The sequence below is a fragment of the Halostella pelagica genome (genome assembly GCF_004762015.1).
Classification (GTDB): domain Archaea; phylum Halobacteriota; class Halobacteria; order Halobacteriales; family Natronoarchaeaceae; genus Halostella; species Halostella pelagica.
The window spans coordinates 34,810-49,562 of the sequence record NZ_SJES01000012.1; the positions used below are offsets into that span (position 1 = coordinate 34,810).

General features: G+C 66.4%; 14 protein-coding genes. 10 read left to right on the plus strand and 4 right to left on the minus strand.

The window, feature by feature from the left end; translation table 11 throughout:
* The first annotated feature begins 18 nt into the window (after window positions 1-18).
* Entirely contained in the window at window positions 19-1,251 is a 1,233-nt protein-coding gene (locus EYW42_RS18965) for a Zn-dependent hydrolase (RefSeq protein ID WP_135537018.1), read from the plus strand.
* Window positions 1,252-1,336: 85 nt separating this feature from the next.
* Here the strand turns inward: EYW42_RS18965 and EYW42_RS20245 are convergent, their stop codons facing one another.
* The 3 genes from EYW42_RS20245 to npdG all read right to left on the minus strand — a co-directional run bounded on the left by EYW42_RS20245 (window position 1,337) and on the right by npdG (window position 3,037).
* A complete protein-coding gene (locus EYW42_RS20245) occupies window positions 1,337-1,663 on the minus strand; it encodes a PhnE/PtxC family ABC transporter permease (RefSeq protein WP_237561382.1) in 327 nt (108 codons plus the stop codon).
* The gene (locus tag EYW42_RS20250) at window positions 1,653-2,219 is read right to left on the minus strand and encodes a PhnE/PtxC family ABC transporter permease (RefSeq protein ID WP_237561379.1); all 567 of its coding nucleotides are present in this window, start codon (window positions 2,217-2,219) and stop codon (window positions 1,653-1,655) included. The genes EYW42_RS20245 and EYW42_RS20250 overlap by 11 nt, the downstream gene beginning before the upstream one ends.
* Window positions 2,220-2,368: 149 nt before the next feature.
* On the minus strand, window positions 2,369-3,037 hold the full coding sequence (gene npdG / locus EYW42_RS18975) for an NADPH-dependent F420 reductase (RefSeq protein ID WP_135537019.1): 669 nt from the start codon (window positions 3,035-3,037) through the stop codon (window positions 2,369-2,371).
* A gap of 364 nt (window positions 3,038-3,401) precedes the next feature.
* On the opposite strand from npdG, the gene EYW42_RS18980 reads away from it, so the two are divergent.
* The 5 genes from EYW42_RS18980 (at window position 3,402) to EYW42_RS19000 (ending at window position 11,636) form a co-directional block, all read left to right on the plus strand.
* Window positions 3,402-3,947 carry a (2Fe-2S)-binding protein gene (locus EYW42_RS18980; protein WP_135537020.1) on the plus strand — a complete coding sequence of 182 codons (546 nt, stop codon included), beginning with the start codon at window positions 3,402-3,404 and terminating at the stop codon, window positions 3,945-3,947.
* Window positions 3,940-6,387, plus strand: a complete 2,448-nt coding sequence (locus EYW42_RS18985; protein WP_135537021.1) for a xanthine dehydrogenase family protein molybdopterin-binding subunit — start codon at window positions 3,940-3,942, stop codon at window positions 6,385-6,387. The genes EYW42_RS18980 and EYW42_RS18985 overlap by 8 nt, the downstream gene beginning before the upstream one ends.
* A 419-nt stretch (window positions 6,388-6,806) precedes the next feature.
* Entirely contained in the window at window positions 6,807-7,352 is a 546-nt protein-coding gene (locus EYW42_RS18990) for a (2Fe-2S)-binding protein (protein ID WP_135537022.1), read from the plus strand.
* Window positions 7,349-9,802 carry a xanthine dehydrogenase family protein molybdopterin-binding subunit gene (locus EYW42_RS18995; RefSeq protein WP_135537023.1) on the plus strand — a complete coding sequence of 818 codons (2,454 nt, stop codon included), beginning with the start codon at window positions 7,349-7,351 and terminating at the stop codon, window positions 9,800-9,802. Before EYW42_RS18990 ends, EYW42_RS18995 begins: the two co-directional genes overlap by 4 nt.
* Before the next feature lie 19 nt (window positions 9,803-9,821).
* Window positions 9,822-11,636, plus strand: coding sequence for a carbon starvation CstA family protein (locus EYW42_RS19000; protein WP_237561380.1), 1,815 nt, complete (start codon window positions 9,822-9,824; stop codon window positions 11,634-11,636).
* A 23-nt stretch (window positions 11,637-11,659) separates the two neighbouring features.
* Here EYW42_RS19000 and EYW42_RS19005 read toward each other — a convergent pair whose 3' ends face one another.
* Entirely contained in the window at window positions 11,660-12,085 is a 426-nt protein-coding gene (locus EYW42_RS19005; RefSeq protein ID WP_135537024.1) for a rhodanese-like domain-containing protein, read from the minus strand.
* A gap of 107 nt (window positions 12,086-12,192) precedes the next feature.
* Between EYW42_RS19005 and EYW42_RS19010 the strand changes: the two genes are divergently transcribed.
* From EYW42_RS19010 to yqeB, 4 genes are read left to right on the plus strand one after another with little or no spacing between them, the layout of a single operon-like run.
* The gene (locus EYW42_RS19010; RefSeq protein ID WP_135537025.1) at window positions 12,193-12,564 is read left to right on the plus strand and encodes a DsrE/DsrF/TusD sulfur relay family protein; all 372 of its coding nucleotides are present in this window, start codon (window positions 12,193-12,195) and stop codon (window positions 12,562-12,564) included.
* Window positions 12,561-12,914 (plus strand): DsrE family protein, encoded by a 354-nt coding sequence (locus EYW42_RS19015; RefSeq protein ID WP_135537026.1) that lies wholly within the window; start codon window positions 12,561-12,563, stop codon window positions 12,912-12,914. Before EYW42_RS19010 ends, EYW42_RS19015 begins: the two co-directional genes overlap by 4 nt.
* Window positions 12,915-12,916: 2 nt before the next feature.
* Window positions 12,917-13,162, plus strand: coding sequence for a DsrH/TusB family sulfur metabolism protein (locus tag EYW42_RS19020; RefSeq protein ID WP_135537027.1), 246 nt, complete (start codon window positions 12,917-12,919; stop codon window positions 13,160-13,162).
* Window positions 13,159-14,739, plus strand: coding sequence for a selenium-dependent molybdenum cofactor biosynthesis protein YqeB (gene yqeB / locus EYW42_RS19025; RefSeq protein ID WP_135537028.1), 1,581 nt, complete (start codon window positions 13,159-13,161; stop codon window positions 14,737-14,739). Before EYW42_RS19020 ends, yqeB begins: the two co-directional genes overlap by 4 nt.
* Window positions 14,740-14,753 lie beyond the last annotated feature (14 nt).

Below are 14,753 nucleotides of genomic sequence, written 5' to 3' on the forward strand. Positions count from 1 at the left end.
CCTGTGGTGTGTTCTGGCATGGCCGAAGTGACTATCGACGAGCAGCGATTCCGCCAGCGGTTCGACGAGTTCAGCGAGATCGGCGCGACCGAAAACGGCGGCGTGAACCGCCCCAGCCTGTCCGACGAAAACAAGGAGGCCCGAGACACCGTCGTCGAGTGGTTCCGCGACGCCGGTCTGGAGGTCCGCATCGACAAGATGGGCAACATCTTCGGCCGGCGAACCGGCGCGGATCCGGACGCCGACCCCGTCATGTGTGGCTCACACATCGACAGCCAGTACAACGGCGGCCGGTACGACGGCGTGATCGGCGTCCTCGGCGGCCTCGAAGTCGTCGAAGCGCTCAACGACGGCGGCGTGACGACGGACCGGCCGCTCGAAGTCGTCGCGTGGAGCAACGAGGAGGGCGTCCGGTTCCAGCCGGACATGCTCGGAAGCGGCGTGTTCTGCGACATCTTCGACCTCGACTACGCGTACGAGCGCGAGGACAAGGACGGCAACACGTTCGGCGATGAACTCGAACGCATCGGCTACAAGGGCGACGAACCGTGCGAACCCCACGATATCCACGCTTACTTCGAGATGCACGTCGAGCAGGGGCCGTTTCTCGAACAGGAGGGCCTCCCCGTTGCGGCCGTCGAAGGCGTGTTCGGGTTCTCGTGGATGAACGTCACGTTCGAGGGGCAGGCGAACCACGCCGGTCCGACGCCGATGAACATGCGCCACGACGCGTTCGTCGCGACGGCCGACGTGACCGAGAGCGTTCGCCGGATCACGGCGACCGAGGGAACGGACCTCGTCGGCACCGTCGGAAGCGTCGACGTGTGGCCGAACGCGATAAACGTGATCCCGGAGACGGTCGAGTTCACCGTCGACCTCCGCTCGTACGACGACGCGGTCGTCGACGCGGCCGTCGAACAGGTCCGTCGCGAGATAGCTCACGCCGCCGAACGAGAGGGCCTCGAGTACGAGGTCGAAGAGATCATGCGCGTCGACGCCGACCCCTTCGACCAGAGCTGTATCGACACGGTCGTCGACGCCGCAGAAACCGTCGGCTGCGAGTACACCCGACTCGTCAGCGGTGCCGGTCACGACGCGAACTACCTCAACAAGATTGCGCCGTCGAGCATGGTCTTCGTACCGAGCGTCGACGGCATCAGCCACCGCGAAAGCGAGTACACGGAGTGGGAAGACATCGTGACGGGGACCGGAGTGCTCCTCGAAGCTGTCCGGTCGAAGGCGTCAGCGTAGGCGGCGCTTAACTGCTGTCGGCCGCGACAGTTCCGTCCCCGATTCGGCTCGCGGTTCCAGCGCTCCGCCGTGTCCGTCGGTCCCCCTACACCATTTTGGCCCGGGGCCGCGACGCCAGCGCGTCGCTCGTCACCACGAACGCGAACACAGCGGCGATCGCCGTCACCAGTTTCGGATACTGCAGCCGCTGGATCGAGATGACGAGGGAGTAGCCGATCCCCCCAGTGCCGACGAACCCGAGAATCGTCGCCGAGCGGATGGTACACTCCCACCTGTAGAGCGTGTACGACGCCACGGTCGCCGAGATCTGTGGAACCATTCCGTGACAGACGGCCTGAAACCGCGTCGCCCCGCTTGACGCGACCGCCTCGGTCGTCATCGGGTCCGTGTCTTCGAGGAAGTCAGCGTACAGTTTGCCGAGTACGCCCGCGTTGTGGACGCCGAGCGCAAGCGCGCCGGCGACGGTCCCAGCCCCACCGCGGTGACGAAGAGAACCCCCAGACGAGGCCGGGCACCGACCGGAGGAAACTCAAGACGAGTCTGGCGCTCCGGTGTAGGACGTATCCGACGGCGACTCGCGATGCGGACGAACCGGCGTACAGCGGCCCCTGACAGGTGACGGTCGAGGCGCTCGCGAGGGCGAGCGGTACCGCGAGGACTACGGCGAGCGAGGTGCCGATAACGCTGATCGCAAGCGTTTCGACGATAGCCCAAAGCAGCCCGCCCCGGAGCGTTCGGCCGAACAGGTAGTCCCGGCTGAGGTCGGGCGGATAGCCCCCGGCGACGAACGTCCACATCTGGCCGTGCGCCTCCGACGACAGCAGTAGCAGCGGGTCGACGCCGACGACCCAGCCGGCAACCGCAAGGGTCACTGCCGCCGCGAGTACGCCTGCTAGGGACCGTTTCGAGAGGAGCGTGTGAACACCATGCGGATCGACTCCGGCGCGTCGTTTGGCGTCATCGGTCATGGATATCGGACCAGGAGAGCGGCGATTCCGGGGCGGGAACGACTCCGTATGGTTCCCCATCCGTAATCGTACTTGCCCCCGGTTCCCTCGTCTATCACGCACGGGACCGTATCAATATTACTCCGTTTCGAGGGGTACGTCGATACCCGTTACTGGAACCGAACGCCGAGGTCGTGCATGCCGTCGTTGTTCATCGCGAGGTTGATCAGCAGCGGCGTCACGCTCTCGACGACGCCGGTGTTCGCGAGCGGCCCGCCGTCCAGTGCGCGGAGGCCGTCGATATCTTCAGCTAGCCCCTGGACCGTCCGCTTCGCCTCGCTGTCGTCGCCGGTGACGATGACGTCGGCTTCGAGGTCGTCGTCGAGGCTGCTGAGCGCGCCCGCAGCGAGGTTCTGGAACGCGCCGACGACCGGCACGTCGTCGGGAGCGGCCTCGTCGATGGTTTCCGCGACGGTCCCTTCTTCCGGCGGGTCGTAGTGGAAGCCGGCCGAGTCGCGCGACATCCGAACAGCCGGGCTGACGAGCACGTCGTCGTCGCCGAGTTCGGAAGCCACTGCTTCGACCGTACTCGGCGCGTACTCGGGCGGCACGCTGACGACGACGACCTCGGCGAGTTCGGCGGCCGTCTCGTTACTGTACCCGGCGATGTCGGGGGTTACGCCCGCCTCTTTAAGCAGCGAGTAGTACTCGTTCGCCTTCCGCTCGGCCTTGTCGGGGTCTCGCGACCCGACGATGACCGAGTGGTCGGTGTCTCGGGCCCAGCGCAGTGCGAGCCCTTCGCCGATATCACCAGTGCCTCCGAGGAGTGCGATCTCCATGCCGGATACGATGCGGAGAAGTGTTCAAAACTGTATCCATCACAACCCGAATTGGCCGTACCGGACACACGGCCGACAGTTGCCACATTTGTGTGCCGGCAGCCGATCCCTCGCCGCACGCGTCGTCTCGCCGTTTGCGGGAGCACTGTTTTCGCGGTGCGACCGCTCCGGTTCCGTCCCGTATATCTTCTCCGTCCGGGGGCGTGGACAGTCCGAGGCATGAACTGGAACAGCGTATTTGTGCGGTGTGCGGGCCGTTCTATGGCTGTCGCCGGAGTCACCCATAATTATTAGTGTCGCTGTCACCCATCCTCCACCACGACGTGCGTGTGCTAGACACACCTGCACCAATGGAGGAATTTCCGTGGAAATCAAACTAACTATCAACGACGAATCGAAGACCGTGGAGGTTGAACCGGACGACGACCTGGCTACGGTACTGCGACAGAACGGCTACACGGGCGTGAAGTGTGGCTGTGACAGCGGCGTCTGCGGCGCATCGAAGGTGTTCGTCGACGACGAGGTGAAGATGGCCTGCGGCGTGGACGCTCCGAACGCGGATGGGTCCGAGATCCGGACTATCGAGGCGCTCGGGACCCAGGACGACCTCCACCCGATCCAGGAGGCGTTCGTCGACCATTTCGCCGTCCAATGCGGGTTCTGCATTCCGGGCATGATAATCGAGGCCGAGTCGCTGCTCGCGGACACCCCCGACCCGAGCGAGGCCGAGGTGCGCGAAGCCATCGACGACAACCTCTGTCGGTGTACCGGCTACCAGAAACCCGTCGAGGCGATCCTCGACGCGGCCGACCGAATGCGCGGCGAGCAGTCGGTCGCGGCCGACGGCGGGTCGCAGATCCGTCCGGACCAGGCCGACTGTACCGACCACGACGGTGATACCAATGAGTGACGAACCGACCGACCCACAGACTGACGGCGGGACCGCGTCGAAGCCGACATCCGAGGAGCCGACGGAGTTCGAGGAACACCCCCTCGAATGGGACGAACCGGAGAACAACAACAAAGCGCCGGGGGAGCGAAACAGCGTCTCCCAACCGGCGGAGAAGTTCGACGACCGAAAGCTCGTCACCGGCCAGGCCAAATACACCGCCGACTACGAGGAGCGCTTCCCGGATCTCGCTCACGCCGCCGTCGTTCGCAGCGAGGTCCCGCACGGCCGCGTTACGGCCATCGACACAGACGAGGCAGAGGCGATGGACGGCGTCCACGCCGTCCTCACGCCCTCGTCCGACGCGGTCCCGGACGCGAAGTACACGAGCGCCGGCCAGTCGTATCCGGAGCCGAGCCCATGGGACATGAACGTACTCAACGAGCACGTCCGCTACGTCGGCGACCCCGTTGCGGCGGTCGCGGCTGAGGACGCGGACACTGCGGCGGAGGCGGTCGACGCCATCGATGTCGAGTACGAGGAGTACGACCACGTCGTCGACTCCGAGGCAGCGTTCGACGAGGACGCTCCGCAGTTGTTCGGCGAGGACGAGGTCGAAAACGAGATCGTCGGACACGATTACGACCGCAACCGGATGTCCAATATCGAGGGCGAGATCGGCGACGTCGACGGCTCGCTCGACCGCAACGACGTACACGTCCACGAGACCGAGTGGGAGACGATCCGCCAGTCCCACGCCCAGATCGAGAAGCACACGTCGCTCGCTTACACCGACGAGGACGACCGCCAGGTGCTCATCACGAGTACGCAGGTGCCGAACCACACTCGCCGCCAGTTGGCGCACCTGTTCGACATTCCGATCCGCGACATCCGCGTGAAGAAACCCCGCGTCGGCGGCGGGTTCGGCGGGAAGCAGGCGATGGTCGTCGAACCGATCCCGCTCGCGCTGTCGCTCGCGGCCGACCGCCCCGTCATCTACGAGGCGTCCCGGGACGAGGAGTTCTACGCGATGCGCTCGCGTCACCCGATGCAGGTCCGGGCGCGGACCGCGGTCACCGACGACGGACGAATCGAAGCTATCGACCTCTACGCGCTCTCGAACACCGGGGCGTACGGAAGCCACGGGATGACGGTCGCCGGTAACGTCGGCAGCAAGCCGATGCCGCTGTACTCGAAGGTGCCGAACGCCCGCTTCGAGGCCGACATCGTACACACGAACACGCCTCAGACCGGGGCGATGCGCGGCTACGGCGCGCCCCAGGGCACGCTCGCGCTCGAAGGGCATCTGGACGAGGTCGCGCGGGACCTCGATCTTGACCCCATCGAGTTCCGTCAGGACCACTACATGGAAGTCGGTGACTTGGACGAGATCGCCGGCATGATGGGCGGCGAAGGCGCGGAGCGTCGGATTCGCTCGTGCGGGCTCGACGAGTGCGTCGAGCGCGGGAAGGAGGCCATCGGCTGGGACGACCTCGACCAGCCGGACGAGGACCACCTGCACCGGGGGATCGGCATGGCGCTTTCAGCACAGGGGACTGGCGTCGCCGGCGACGAACTCGGCGCGGCGCAGATCATGATGAACGAGGACGGCTCGTTCCACCTGCAGGTCGGCGGCGTCGACATCGGCACGGGCGCGGATACCGCGTTCATCCAGATCGCCGCGGAGGTGCTCGGTTGCGACGAAAACGACATCATCGTCAAGTCTTCGGACACTGACAACACGCCGTTTGACTACGGCGCGTACGCCTCCTCGACGACGTACATCAGCGGCATGGCCGTGAAGAAGGCCGCCGAGGACGCCAAGGAGCGCATCCTCGACTGGGCGTCGCGGATGCTCGACGAGTCCGCCGAGAACCTGGAGACGCGTGACGGCGAAGTAGTGAGCGAAGAGAGTGGCGACTCGGTCACGCTCGAAGACATCGGCTACGAGTCGGTGTACGGGCACGACGACCGCGAGCACATCCTCGGCAAGGGGACGCACTCCACGGAGGAGAGCCCGCCGCCGTTCGCCGCACAGTTCGTCGACGTCACCGTCGACGAGGAGACCGGGGAGTTCGAGGTCAACGAGTTAGTCGTCGCCGTCGACTGCGGCGTAGCGATAAACCCCGGCATGGCGGAGGGACAGGTCGAAGGAGCCAATCACATGAGCTACGAGATGGCCGTCAGCGAGGGGGTCACCGTCGACGAGCGGGGCCGCGCCGAGGTTTCCGACTTCGACGAGTACGGACTCCCGTCGGCGACGGAGACGCCGCCCATCGAGAGCATCCTCGTCGAGACGCACGAACCGACGGGTCCGTTCGGCGCGAAATCGGTCGCGGAGGTGCCGACGAACACGGTGCCGCCGGCGCTTAGCAACGCGATCCGCGAGGCTGTCGGCGTGCGTATCAACGAGATGCCGGTCACCGCTGAGAAGATCAAGGCGGCGCTCGACGGCAACTGATAGGGACTGTTGTCCGTCGGTTCGGTATTTCGTCGACCCCGCGTCGGCGAATACCGGTACATAGGGACAACGGTCTCTCTGAGTCCCACGGTCGCGTGGGACGTTTGCCTGCTGCACGAACAATTTGGCTGCTGCGTGGGTCATTTGTCTCCCGCATGGACGATTTGCCGGCGTTTGTCTGCCACGTCGGAGCTACTTTGACGCTGTCCTGTTCTGGTGCGTTTCGGTCGCCGAGAGCGGTCAGCGGGAGCGGTCGGCCGGTTCGAACAGAGAATTCAGTATCGCGTTCCTCCGAACCGCGCTGACAGCCCTTCACGTATTAAATTCCATACCGTTTTAGGGAAAAACCTCGACAGCTATTTAGGTTCTTAGGAGCCATAGTCGGACGAAGCGAGAGTCTATCTACCAAGGTGAGCCTCATGCAAATCGAACTTGAACTAAACGGTCATCAACGGACGTTCGATGTGTCGAAATCGGACGTTCTGCTGGACGTACTGCGGAGGAACGGATACACCGGCCCGAAGCGCGGTTGCGACACCGGCGCATGCGGGATGTGTACGGTACAGATCGACGGCGAACCGGCGATGTCCTGTGTCACGCCCGTGACGAAAGCCGCCGACGCGTCGGTCGAAACGATCGAAGGGCTGGGGAAACAGGACGATCTCCACCCGATTCAGGAAGCCTTCGTGGACAACTCGGCGCTCCAGTGTGGCTTCTGCATTCCGGGGATGATCATGCGCTCGAAGGCGCTGTTAGAAGAGAACCCGGACCCGACCGAAACGGAGGTTCGAGAGGCGCTGGCCGACAACCTCTGTCGGTGCACCGGGTACAAGAAGATCGTCGAGGCGGTCCTCGACGCCGCTGACCGGATGGACGGCAACGCGGCGCTGGCGACTGACGGCGGGACGGACGTGCCGGACTGCGTCGGCTCTACGTGTTCCTGCGAGGAGGGGAACTCGCTATGAGCAACATGGAAGAAACTCAGGAGCAAAACGACAGACCCGACGGAATTCGGGCGGAGGAGGAGGCCGCGGAATCGGACGCGATTCCGGGGGAGAGTGAGGTGGCCGAGGACGACCGGAACCCCCGGGACGAACGCGATCAGGTGACCGAGGACGTGGAAAAGGACGACGCTCGGAAGATAGTCACCGGGGAGGCCCGCTACACCGCGGATTACCGCGACCGCTTCCCGGAACTCGCCGAAGGGAAAGTGATCCGGAGCGACATCGCGCACGGATACGTCCGCGACATCGATACGAGCGAGGCCGAAGCCATGGATGGTGTGTACGCTGTGATCACACCGTGGGACGACGCCGTCCCGGACAAGGCGTATTCGAGTTCGGGCCAGTCGTACCCCGAACCGAGCCCCTGGGACATGCGCGTTCTCCGGAAACACGTCCGGTACGTCGGCGACCCCGTCGCGGCGGTCGCCGCAGCGGACACGGAGACGGCCGACCGCGCCGCCCGGAAAGTCGATATCGAATACGAGGAGCGAGAGCCCGTCCTCGACCCCGAGGCCGCGACGGAGCCGGACGCCCCGCAGTTGTTCGACTCGGACGAGGTCGAGAACGCACAGCACGGGGCCGACTACGAGCGGAACCTCGAATCCCATTTCGAGGGCGAGATCGGCGATGTCGAGCGGGCGTTCGACAGCGCTGACGACGAACGGGTGATCGAGACGGAGTGGGAGACGCCGTACCAGTCCCACTGCGTCCCCGAACCGCACACCACCATCGCACACACGGACGAGGACGACCGATACAACTTCATCACCGCCACGCAGGTTCCGTTCCACACGCGCCGCCAGATCGCACACCTGTTCGACGTTCCGATCCGCGACGTCCGCGTGACGAAACCGCGAATCGGGGCCGGCTTCGGTGCGAAACAGGAGATGGCGATCGAACCGATCGCGTTCGCGCTCCACCGTGCGGCGGACAAGCCCGTCAAACTGGAGATGACTCGTCGCGAGGAGTTCTTCGCGCTCCGGTTCCGCCATCCGATGCAGATGCGGATGCGGACGGCGGTGGACGACGACGGGACGATCGAGGCGATGGACCTGTACACGCTGTCGAACTCCGGCGCGTACGGGACTCACGGTATGACCGTCGCCAACAACGTCGGGACGAAGCCGCTGCCGCTGTATCCGCGGGTTCCGAACGTCCGGTTCGAGGGCGACGTAGTCCACACGAACCTCCCGATGGGCGCGGCGATGCGCGGGTACGGCGCGCCGCAGGGTCACTTCGCGGTCGAGGCTCACATGGACGAGGTGGCGCGCCGACTCGACCTGGACCCGGTCGAGTTCCGCGAGCGAAACGCCGTACGCGAGGGAGACGTCGACCGGAGCGTCGCCATCCTGAAAGACGGCGACAGGTTCGCCAGGAAGATACGGTCGTGCGGGCTCCGGGAGTGCATCGAACGCGGCAAGGAGGCGATCGGCTACGACGACCTCGACCAGCCGTCGGAGGACCACCTGCACCGCGGCGTCGGCATGGCGCTCATCGCGCAGGGCAGCGGCGTCGCCGGGCGGGAACTCGGCGCGGCCCAGATCCAGATGAACGAGGACGGATCGTTCCACCTGCAGGTCGGCGGCGTCGACACCGGCACCGGCTCCGACACGATGTTCAGCCAGGTCGCCGCGGAGGTGCTGGGCTGTGACCCCGAGGATATCGTCGTCATCTCCTCGGACACTGACCTGACGCCGTTCGACTACGGCGCGTACGCCTCCTCGACGACGTACATCAGCGGCCAGGCGGTCAAAGAGGCCGCCGAGGACGCCAGGGAACGGCTACTACACTGGGGGTCGAAGATGCTCGACGAACCAGTCGAGACGCTGGTGGCGCGCGACGGCGAGGTGTACAGTCAAGAAAGCGGCGAACGCGTGTCGCTGAAGGAGATCGGGTACGAGGCGACGTACGGCCACGACGAGCGCGAGCACATCCTCGGCAAGGGCAGTCACTCGACGGACGAGAGCCCGCCGCCGTACGGCGCGCAGTTCGTCGACGTCACCGTCGACGAGGAGACCGGCGAGTACGAGATCAACGAGATGGCGTTCGCCGCGGACTGCGGCGTGGCGATAAACCCCGCACTCGTCGAGGGACAGATCGAAGGCGGCGAGCACATGAGTCTCGAATACGCGACCAGCGGCGGACTGGAGTTCGACGAGGAGGGCAACCCCGAGGTTCTCGGCTTCCGGCAGTACGGGATGCCGCGGACCACCGACCACCCGCCGATGGAGACGATAATCGTCGAAACCCACGAGCCGACCGGTCCGTTCGGCGCCAAATCGATCGCCGAACTCCCGACGAACGGCGTGCCGCCGGCGCTCAGCAACGCGATCCGCGACGCGGTCGGCGTCCGGGTTAACTCCCTCCCGATTTCGGCCGAGAAGATACGGAAAGCGCTTGACGTGAAATGAGGCGAGGACACCGGGATCGGTGGGCCGTGCCCTGCCAGCGTTCGGCGGGGAAGCGACGGGGGCTGCGGTCGTGACGACGGTACTGAGCGTCCTCCTCGGGGCGGTAGCGGTCTTCGCGACGGCGTACGTGGCGTACGGGCGACTGCTCCGCGACCGGTTCGACCTGGACGACGAGCGGGAGACGCCGGCGCACGCCCGTCGGGACGGTACGGAGTTCGTCCCCGCGAGGAAGGCGGTGCTTTTCGGCCACCACTTCTCCAGCATCGCCGGCGGTGCCGTCATCATCGGCCCCGTCACGGCCGCGCTCGCGTGGGGGTGGGTGCCCGCAGTCGCGTGGATAGTCGTCGGTACCGTCGTCTTCGGCGGCCTCAACGACTTCGCGACGCTGGTCGCAAGCGTCCGCCACGGCGGTCGGTCGATCGGCCACCTGTTCGGGCGCTACGTCGACCGGCGGGGGAAGCGCGTCCTGCTGTCGGTCGCCGTCGCGGCGAACCTGCTCGTCGTCGGCGTGCTCTCGCTGGTGACGGCGGTCATCTTCGACGCCTTCCCCAGCGCTGCGACCGCGAGCGTGCTGTACGTCCTGCTGGCGGTGCTGTTCGGCGTCTACCGGAACCGGCTCTCGCTGCCGTTCGTCCCGGGGACCGTCGCCTTCGTCGCGGCCGTGTTCGGGTCGGTGCTGGTGGGCATCGAGCATCCGCTCGTGCTGGTGCCGGACGGCGGCGCGGTGACGCTCCCGACGGTCGTGAACCCGAACGTCTCAGCGTGGCTGGTCTGCGTCCTCCTCTACGCTCTCGTCGCGAGCGTCCTGCCGGTCGACGCCCTGCTCCAACCGAGGGACTACCTCTCGTCGTTCCTGCTTTACGCGGGGCTGTTCGGAGCGCTAGCGGGCATCGTCGTCGGGACGCTGTTCGGCACGGCGGCCGAGCCACTGACGGTGGGGATCGAGGCCTACACCGGGTTCACGAGCGATGCCTTCGGCGGGATGGGGCCGCTCGTCCCGATGCTGTTCCCGACCATCTTCTGCGGCGCGGTTTGCGGGCTTCACTCGATGGTCTGTTGCGGGACGACGCCGAAACAACTGGACAGCGAAACCGACGCCCACGCCGTCGGCTACGGCACCACGATAGCCGAGGGAGTGCTCGCAGTGCTCGCGGTCGGTCTGGTCGCCGTCGTCCCGGAGATACCCGCCGGCAGCGGCCTCGAACTCGCCCTCCCGACGTTCGCGACGGGCGGCGGCATCGTCCTCGGTGCGCTCGGAGTGCCGCGGGGCGCAGGCGCGGCGTTCATGGCGCTGATGCTCTCCGCGTTCTCGCTCACCACCGTCGACACGTCGATCCGCCTCGGTCGCTACTTCGTGGGCGAGATAGTCGACGAGTCAACCTCCGGGACGCAGCGCGCCCTCTCGCGGCCGACTGTCAACGCCAGCCTGCAGGTCGGTGCCGCGTACCTGCTGGTCGCGAGCGGTGGGTGGACGACGGTGTGGCCGCTGTTCGGCGGTGCCGTCCAGCTGTTCGCCGGCCTGACGATGCTCACGCTGTCGGCCTGGATCGCCCGGTCCACCGGCTTCGACCACCGGTGGACGCTCGCCGGTGCCGGGGCCGTCCTCGCGGTGAGCGCGAGCGCACTCATCTATACGGCCGTGTCGAACGTCCGAGCGAAACTGCTGAACGGCACATGGGTCGCGGACGCGGGCGCACTGGCCGTCGCGTCCGTCGGCGTACAGGTACTCGCCGTCGTTCTGCTCGTCGGTCTCGCGGCGGTCGTCGTCCTCTGGACCGTCCGGAGCCCCGATGGGGTGCGCGCTCGCGAGTCGCTCGACGCCGCGGACGACTGACCGGGAGGCCCCTCCCCGGCCCGCTATTGCTCGGTGACGGCCGCTTCCCGGTCGCAGTTCTCGTACGGAACGACGGGGCCGCCGGCGTCGCGCCACGCTTCGATGCCGCCCGCAAGGTTCGCAATGTCGTACCCCATCTCCCGGAGCCGGTCGGTCACGAACGTCGAGCGCAGGCCCACCACGCAGTAGCAGATGTACCGCTTGTCCGGGCAGAACGCTGGCGAGTGATAATCGGAGGTCGGGTCCGCCTCGAACTCGATCATGCTGCGCGAGGCGTGGACAGCGCCGGGAATGACGTCGTCTTCTCGGACCTCCGTCTCGTCGCGGACATCGAGAAACACCGGCCCGTCGGGGCCGTGTCGGTCCATGGCCTCCGCCGCGCTCACCTCGTCGATCCGCTCGCGCGCCTCGGCAAGAAACTCGTCTGCCGTGCGGTCGAGTTCGTTCATGGGAACCGCTTTGCCGGCCGGAGGGAAATGAGTTCCGCGGACAAGGTGGCGGCAGTCGGTGAATCCGAACGAACGCTTATTACCGGCGAAACGAATAGAGTCAACATATGGCACATCTGGGGTTTCTCCTCACCGGCGGCCCGTTCGACAGCGAGCGCTGGCGAACGGCGTACGAACTCGGGCGGGCGGCGCTAGACAAGGGCCACGAGGTGACGTTCTTTCACTACCTCGACGGGGCGCTCGTCCCGGTCGAAGACCAGACGTTTCCGGACTGCTCCGACACCGGACTCTACGACGAGATGCCGACGGAGAAGTTCCAGAAACTCGTCGCTGAGGGGGCCGAACTGATCTGTTGCGGCCTCTGCGTCGACGCCCGCGGCATAGACGCTTCCGACGACTACCCCGAGGGCGTCGAGCTGGGTCTCCTGCCGGATCTGGCGGACATCATCGGCGAGGCGGACCGGGTGATATCGCTATGAAGCGAGACGTGGTGGTACTGCTGACGAAAGCCCCGTACGGGCGCGTTCACGTCCCGGAAGGACTGCGGGCGGCACGGGGCGTAGCCGCGGGGTTCGACCAGCACGATGTCACCGTCGTGTTCACGGGAGACGGCGCGTACGCCGCGCGGGCGTCCGTGGACCGAGAGGCGCTGAACATGCCAGGACACGTCGCCGATCTGCGGGAGCAGGGCGGAGAGATGGTCGTCGACGCCGCCGCGATGGCGGAGCGAGACGTCTCCCCCGGAGAGATCGCAGACGACGTGACCGTCCGCTCCGGCGACGAAGTTTCGACGCTCGTTCGGGATGCCGACCGCACACTGGACTTCTAACCATGCTGTACCTGATAGACGAACCCATGGCCGATATCGGACTTCGAACCGCAGCGGGCGACCCGGACGCACGCGTCGTCCTCATTCAGGACGGCGTGTTCCTCTCTCCCGATCTCGACGCGGAGGTCTACGCCGTCGAGAAGGACGTGGACGTGCGGGGCGTCGACCTTCCGGACGAGGTCGAGCGGATCTCGTACGACGCACTGGTCGACCTGATAGTGGAACAGGAGGTGAAAAACTTCGTATGAGCGTGTTCGAACGGGTCAACGAACTGGTCGACCGCGGCGAACCGGCCGCGATGCTGACGATAGTGGACAAAGACGGGAGCGCACCAAGAGACGTTGGCGACCGGATGGTCGTCACTGCGGACGGCGAGTACGGGACGATCGGCGGCGGATCGGTCGAACACCTCGCTGTCCAGGACGCCCGAGCGGTGCTGGAAAACGAGGCCGACTCCGGCGTCCGGACGTACGAACTCGAACCCGGCGGCAACACGGGCATGGTCTGTGGCGGGTCGATGGACGTCTTCGTCGAACGGATCCGCGGACGGGCGCGCCTCTACGTCGCCGGTGCGGGTCACATCAGCGTCGAACTCGCGCCGCTCGCGGAGCGGTTGGGCTACGACGTGACGGTGGTCGACGACCGCGAGGAGTACGCGGCCCCGGACAACTTCCCGGACAGTACGGAGGTCATCCACGGGGACTACGGAGAAACGCTGTCCGAACTCCCGATGACGTCCGAAACCTCGGTGGCGGTCGCAACGCGCAGCGGTACGTTCGACCAGCGCGCCGTCGCCGCGGCGCTCGACGGCGACGCGGGCTACGTCGGCCTCGTCGCCAGCGAGACGAAGTCGGAACACGTCATCGATTCGCTCGCCGAAGAGGGGTACGGCCGGCGGGAACTCGCACGGGTCAGGGCACCTGTCGGACTGGATCTCGGCGGAAGCGGTCCGGAGGACGTGGCCCTCGCCATCCTCTCGGAGGTGAACATGGACCGCTACGGCGTCTCTGGCCAGCGCGCGACGCGGCTGAACCTCGACGACCTCGTCGTGGTCCGAGGCGGCGGCGACCTCGGAAGCGGCGTCGTCTACCGACTCCACCAGGCCGGCTATCCGGTCGTGGTGACCGACGTCCAGCGTCCGACGGTCGTTCGCCGAGCGGTGGCGTTCGCGTCCGCGATGTACGAGGGGGAAGTCTCGGTCGAAGGCGTCGTCGGCCGGCGAGCGGGAGACGTGGACGAGGCCATCGGGATACTCGAAGACGACGCGGTGCCGGTCCTCGCAGACCCGGACGCGTCCGTCGCGGCGGAACTCGATGCGGCCGTCGTCGTCGATGCGATCATGGCGAAAGGCCGGACCGACACCGGTACCCGCCGCGACGACGCGGAGGTGGTCGTCGGTCTCGGCCCCGGGTTCGAGGCCGGTGAGACCGTCGACGCCGTCGTCGAGACGGACCGCGGTCACGAACTGGGCCGGGCGATCTACGACGGGACGGCGAGTCCGTACGACGGCGAACCGGGCGAGCGGCGCGGCTACACGCACGAGCGAGTCCTCCGCGCGCCGGGCGAGGGTCCGTGGGAACCAGCGGTCGAGATCGGCGAGCTCGTTTCGGCCGGCGAGACCGTTGGCCACGTCGCCAGCAACGCCGTACAAGCAGAGATAGACGGCCTCGTCCGCGGCCTCGTCCACGGCGGCCTCGACGTCAGCGAGGGGACGAAACTCGGCGATATCGATCCGCGCGGCGAGGAGGTCGACCCGACGAAGATATCGGACAAAGCGCTCTGTCTCGGCGGCGGCGTGTTAGAAGTTGTGTTGAAACTCCGCTGACGGACGAACGACTC

Bases quoted from the DNA above. Each gene is read 5' to 3' on its own strand.
- EYW42_RS18965 (WP_135537018.1), top strand. From the start codon at position 19: ATGGCCGAAGTGACTATCGACGAGCAGCGATTCCGCCAGCGGTTCGAC.
- EYW42_RS20250 (WP_237561379.1), bottom strand. From the start codon at position 2,219: ATGACCGATGACGCCAAACGACGCGCCGGAGTCGATCCGCATGGTGTT.
- npdG (WP_135537019.1), bottom strand. From the start codon at position 3,037: ATGGAGATCGCACTCCTCGGAGGCACTGGTGATATCGGCGAAGGGCTC.
- EYW42_RS18985 (WP_135537021.1), top strand. From the start codon at position 3,940: ATGAGTGACGAACCGACCGACCCACAGACTGACGGCGGGACCGCGTCG.
- EYW42_RS18990 (WP_135537022.1), top strand. From the start codon at position 6,807: ATGCAAATCGAACTTGAACTAAACGGTCATCAACGGACGTTCGATGTG.
- EYW42_RS18995 (WP_135537023.1), top strand. From the start codon at position 7,349: ATGAGCAACATGGAAGAAACTCAGGAGCAAAACGACAGACCCGACGGA.
- EYW42_RS19005 (WP_135537024.1), bottom strand. From the start codon at position 12,085: ATGAACGAACTCGACCGCACGGCAGACGAGTTTCTTGCCGAGGCGCGC.
- EYW42_RS19010 (WP_135537025.1), top strand. From the start codon at position 12,193: ATGGCACATCTGGGGTTTCTCCTCACCGGCGGCCCGTTCGACAGCGAG.
- EYW42_RS19015 (WP_135537026.1), top strand. From the start codon at position 12,561: ATGAAGCGAGACGTGGTGGTACTGCTGACGAAAGCCCCGTACGGGCGC.
- EYW42_RS19020 (WP_135537027.1), top strand. From the start codon at position 12,917: ATGCTGTACCTGATAGACGAACCCATGGCCGATATCGGACTTCGAACC.
- yqeB (WP_135537028.1), top strand. From the start codon at position 13,159: ATGAGCGTGTTCGAACGGGTCAACGAACTGGTCGACCGCGGCGAACCG.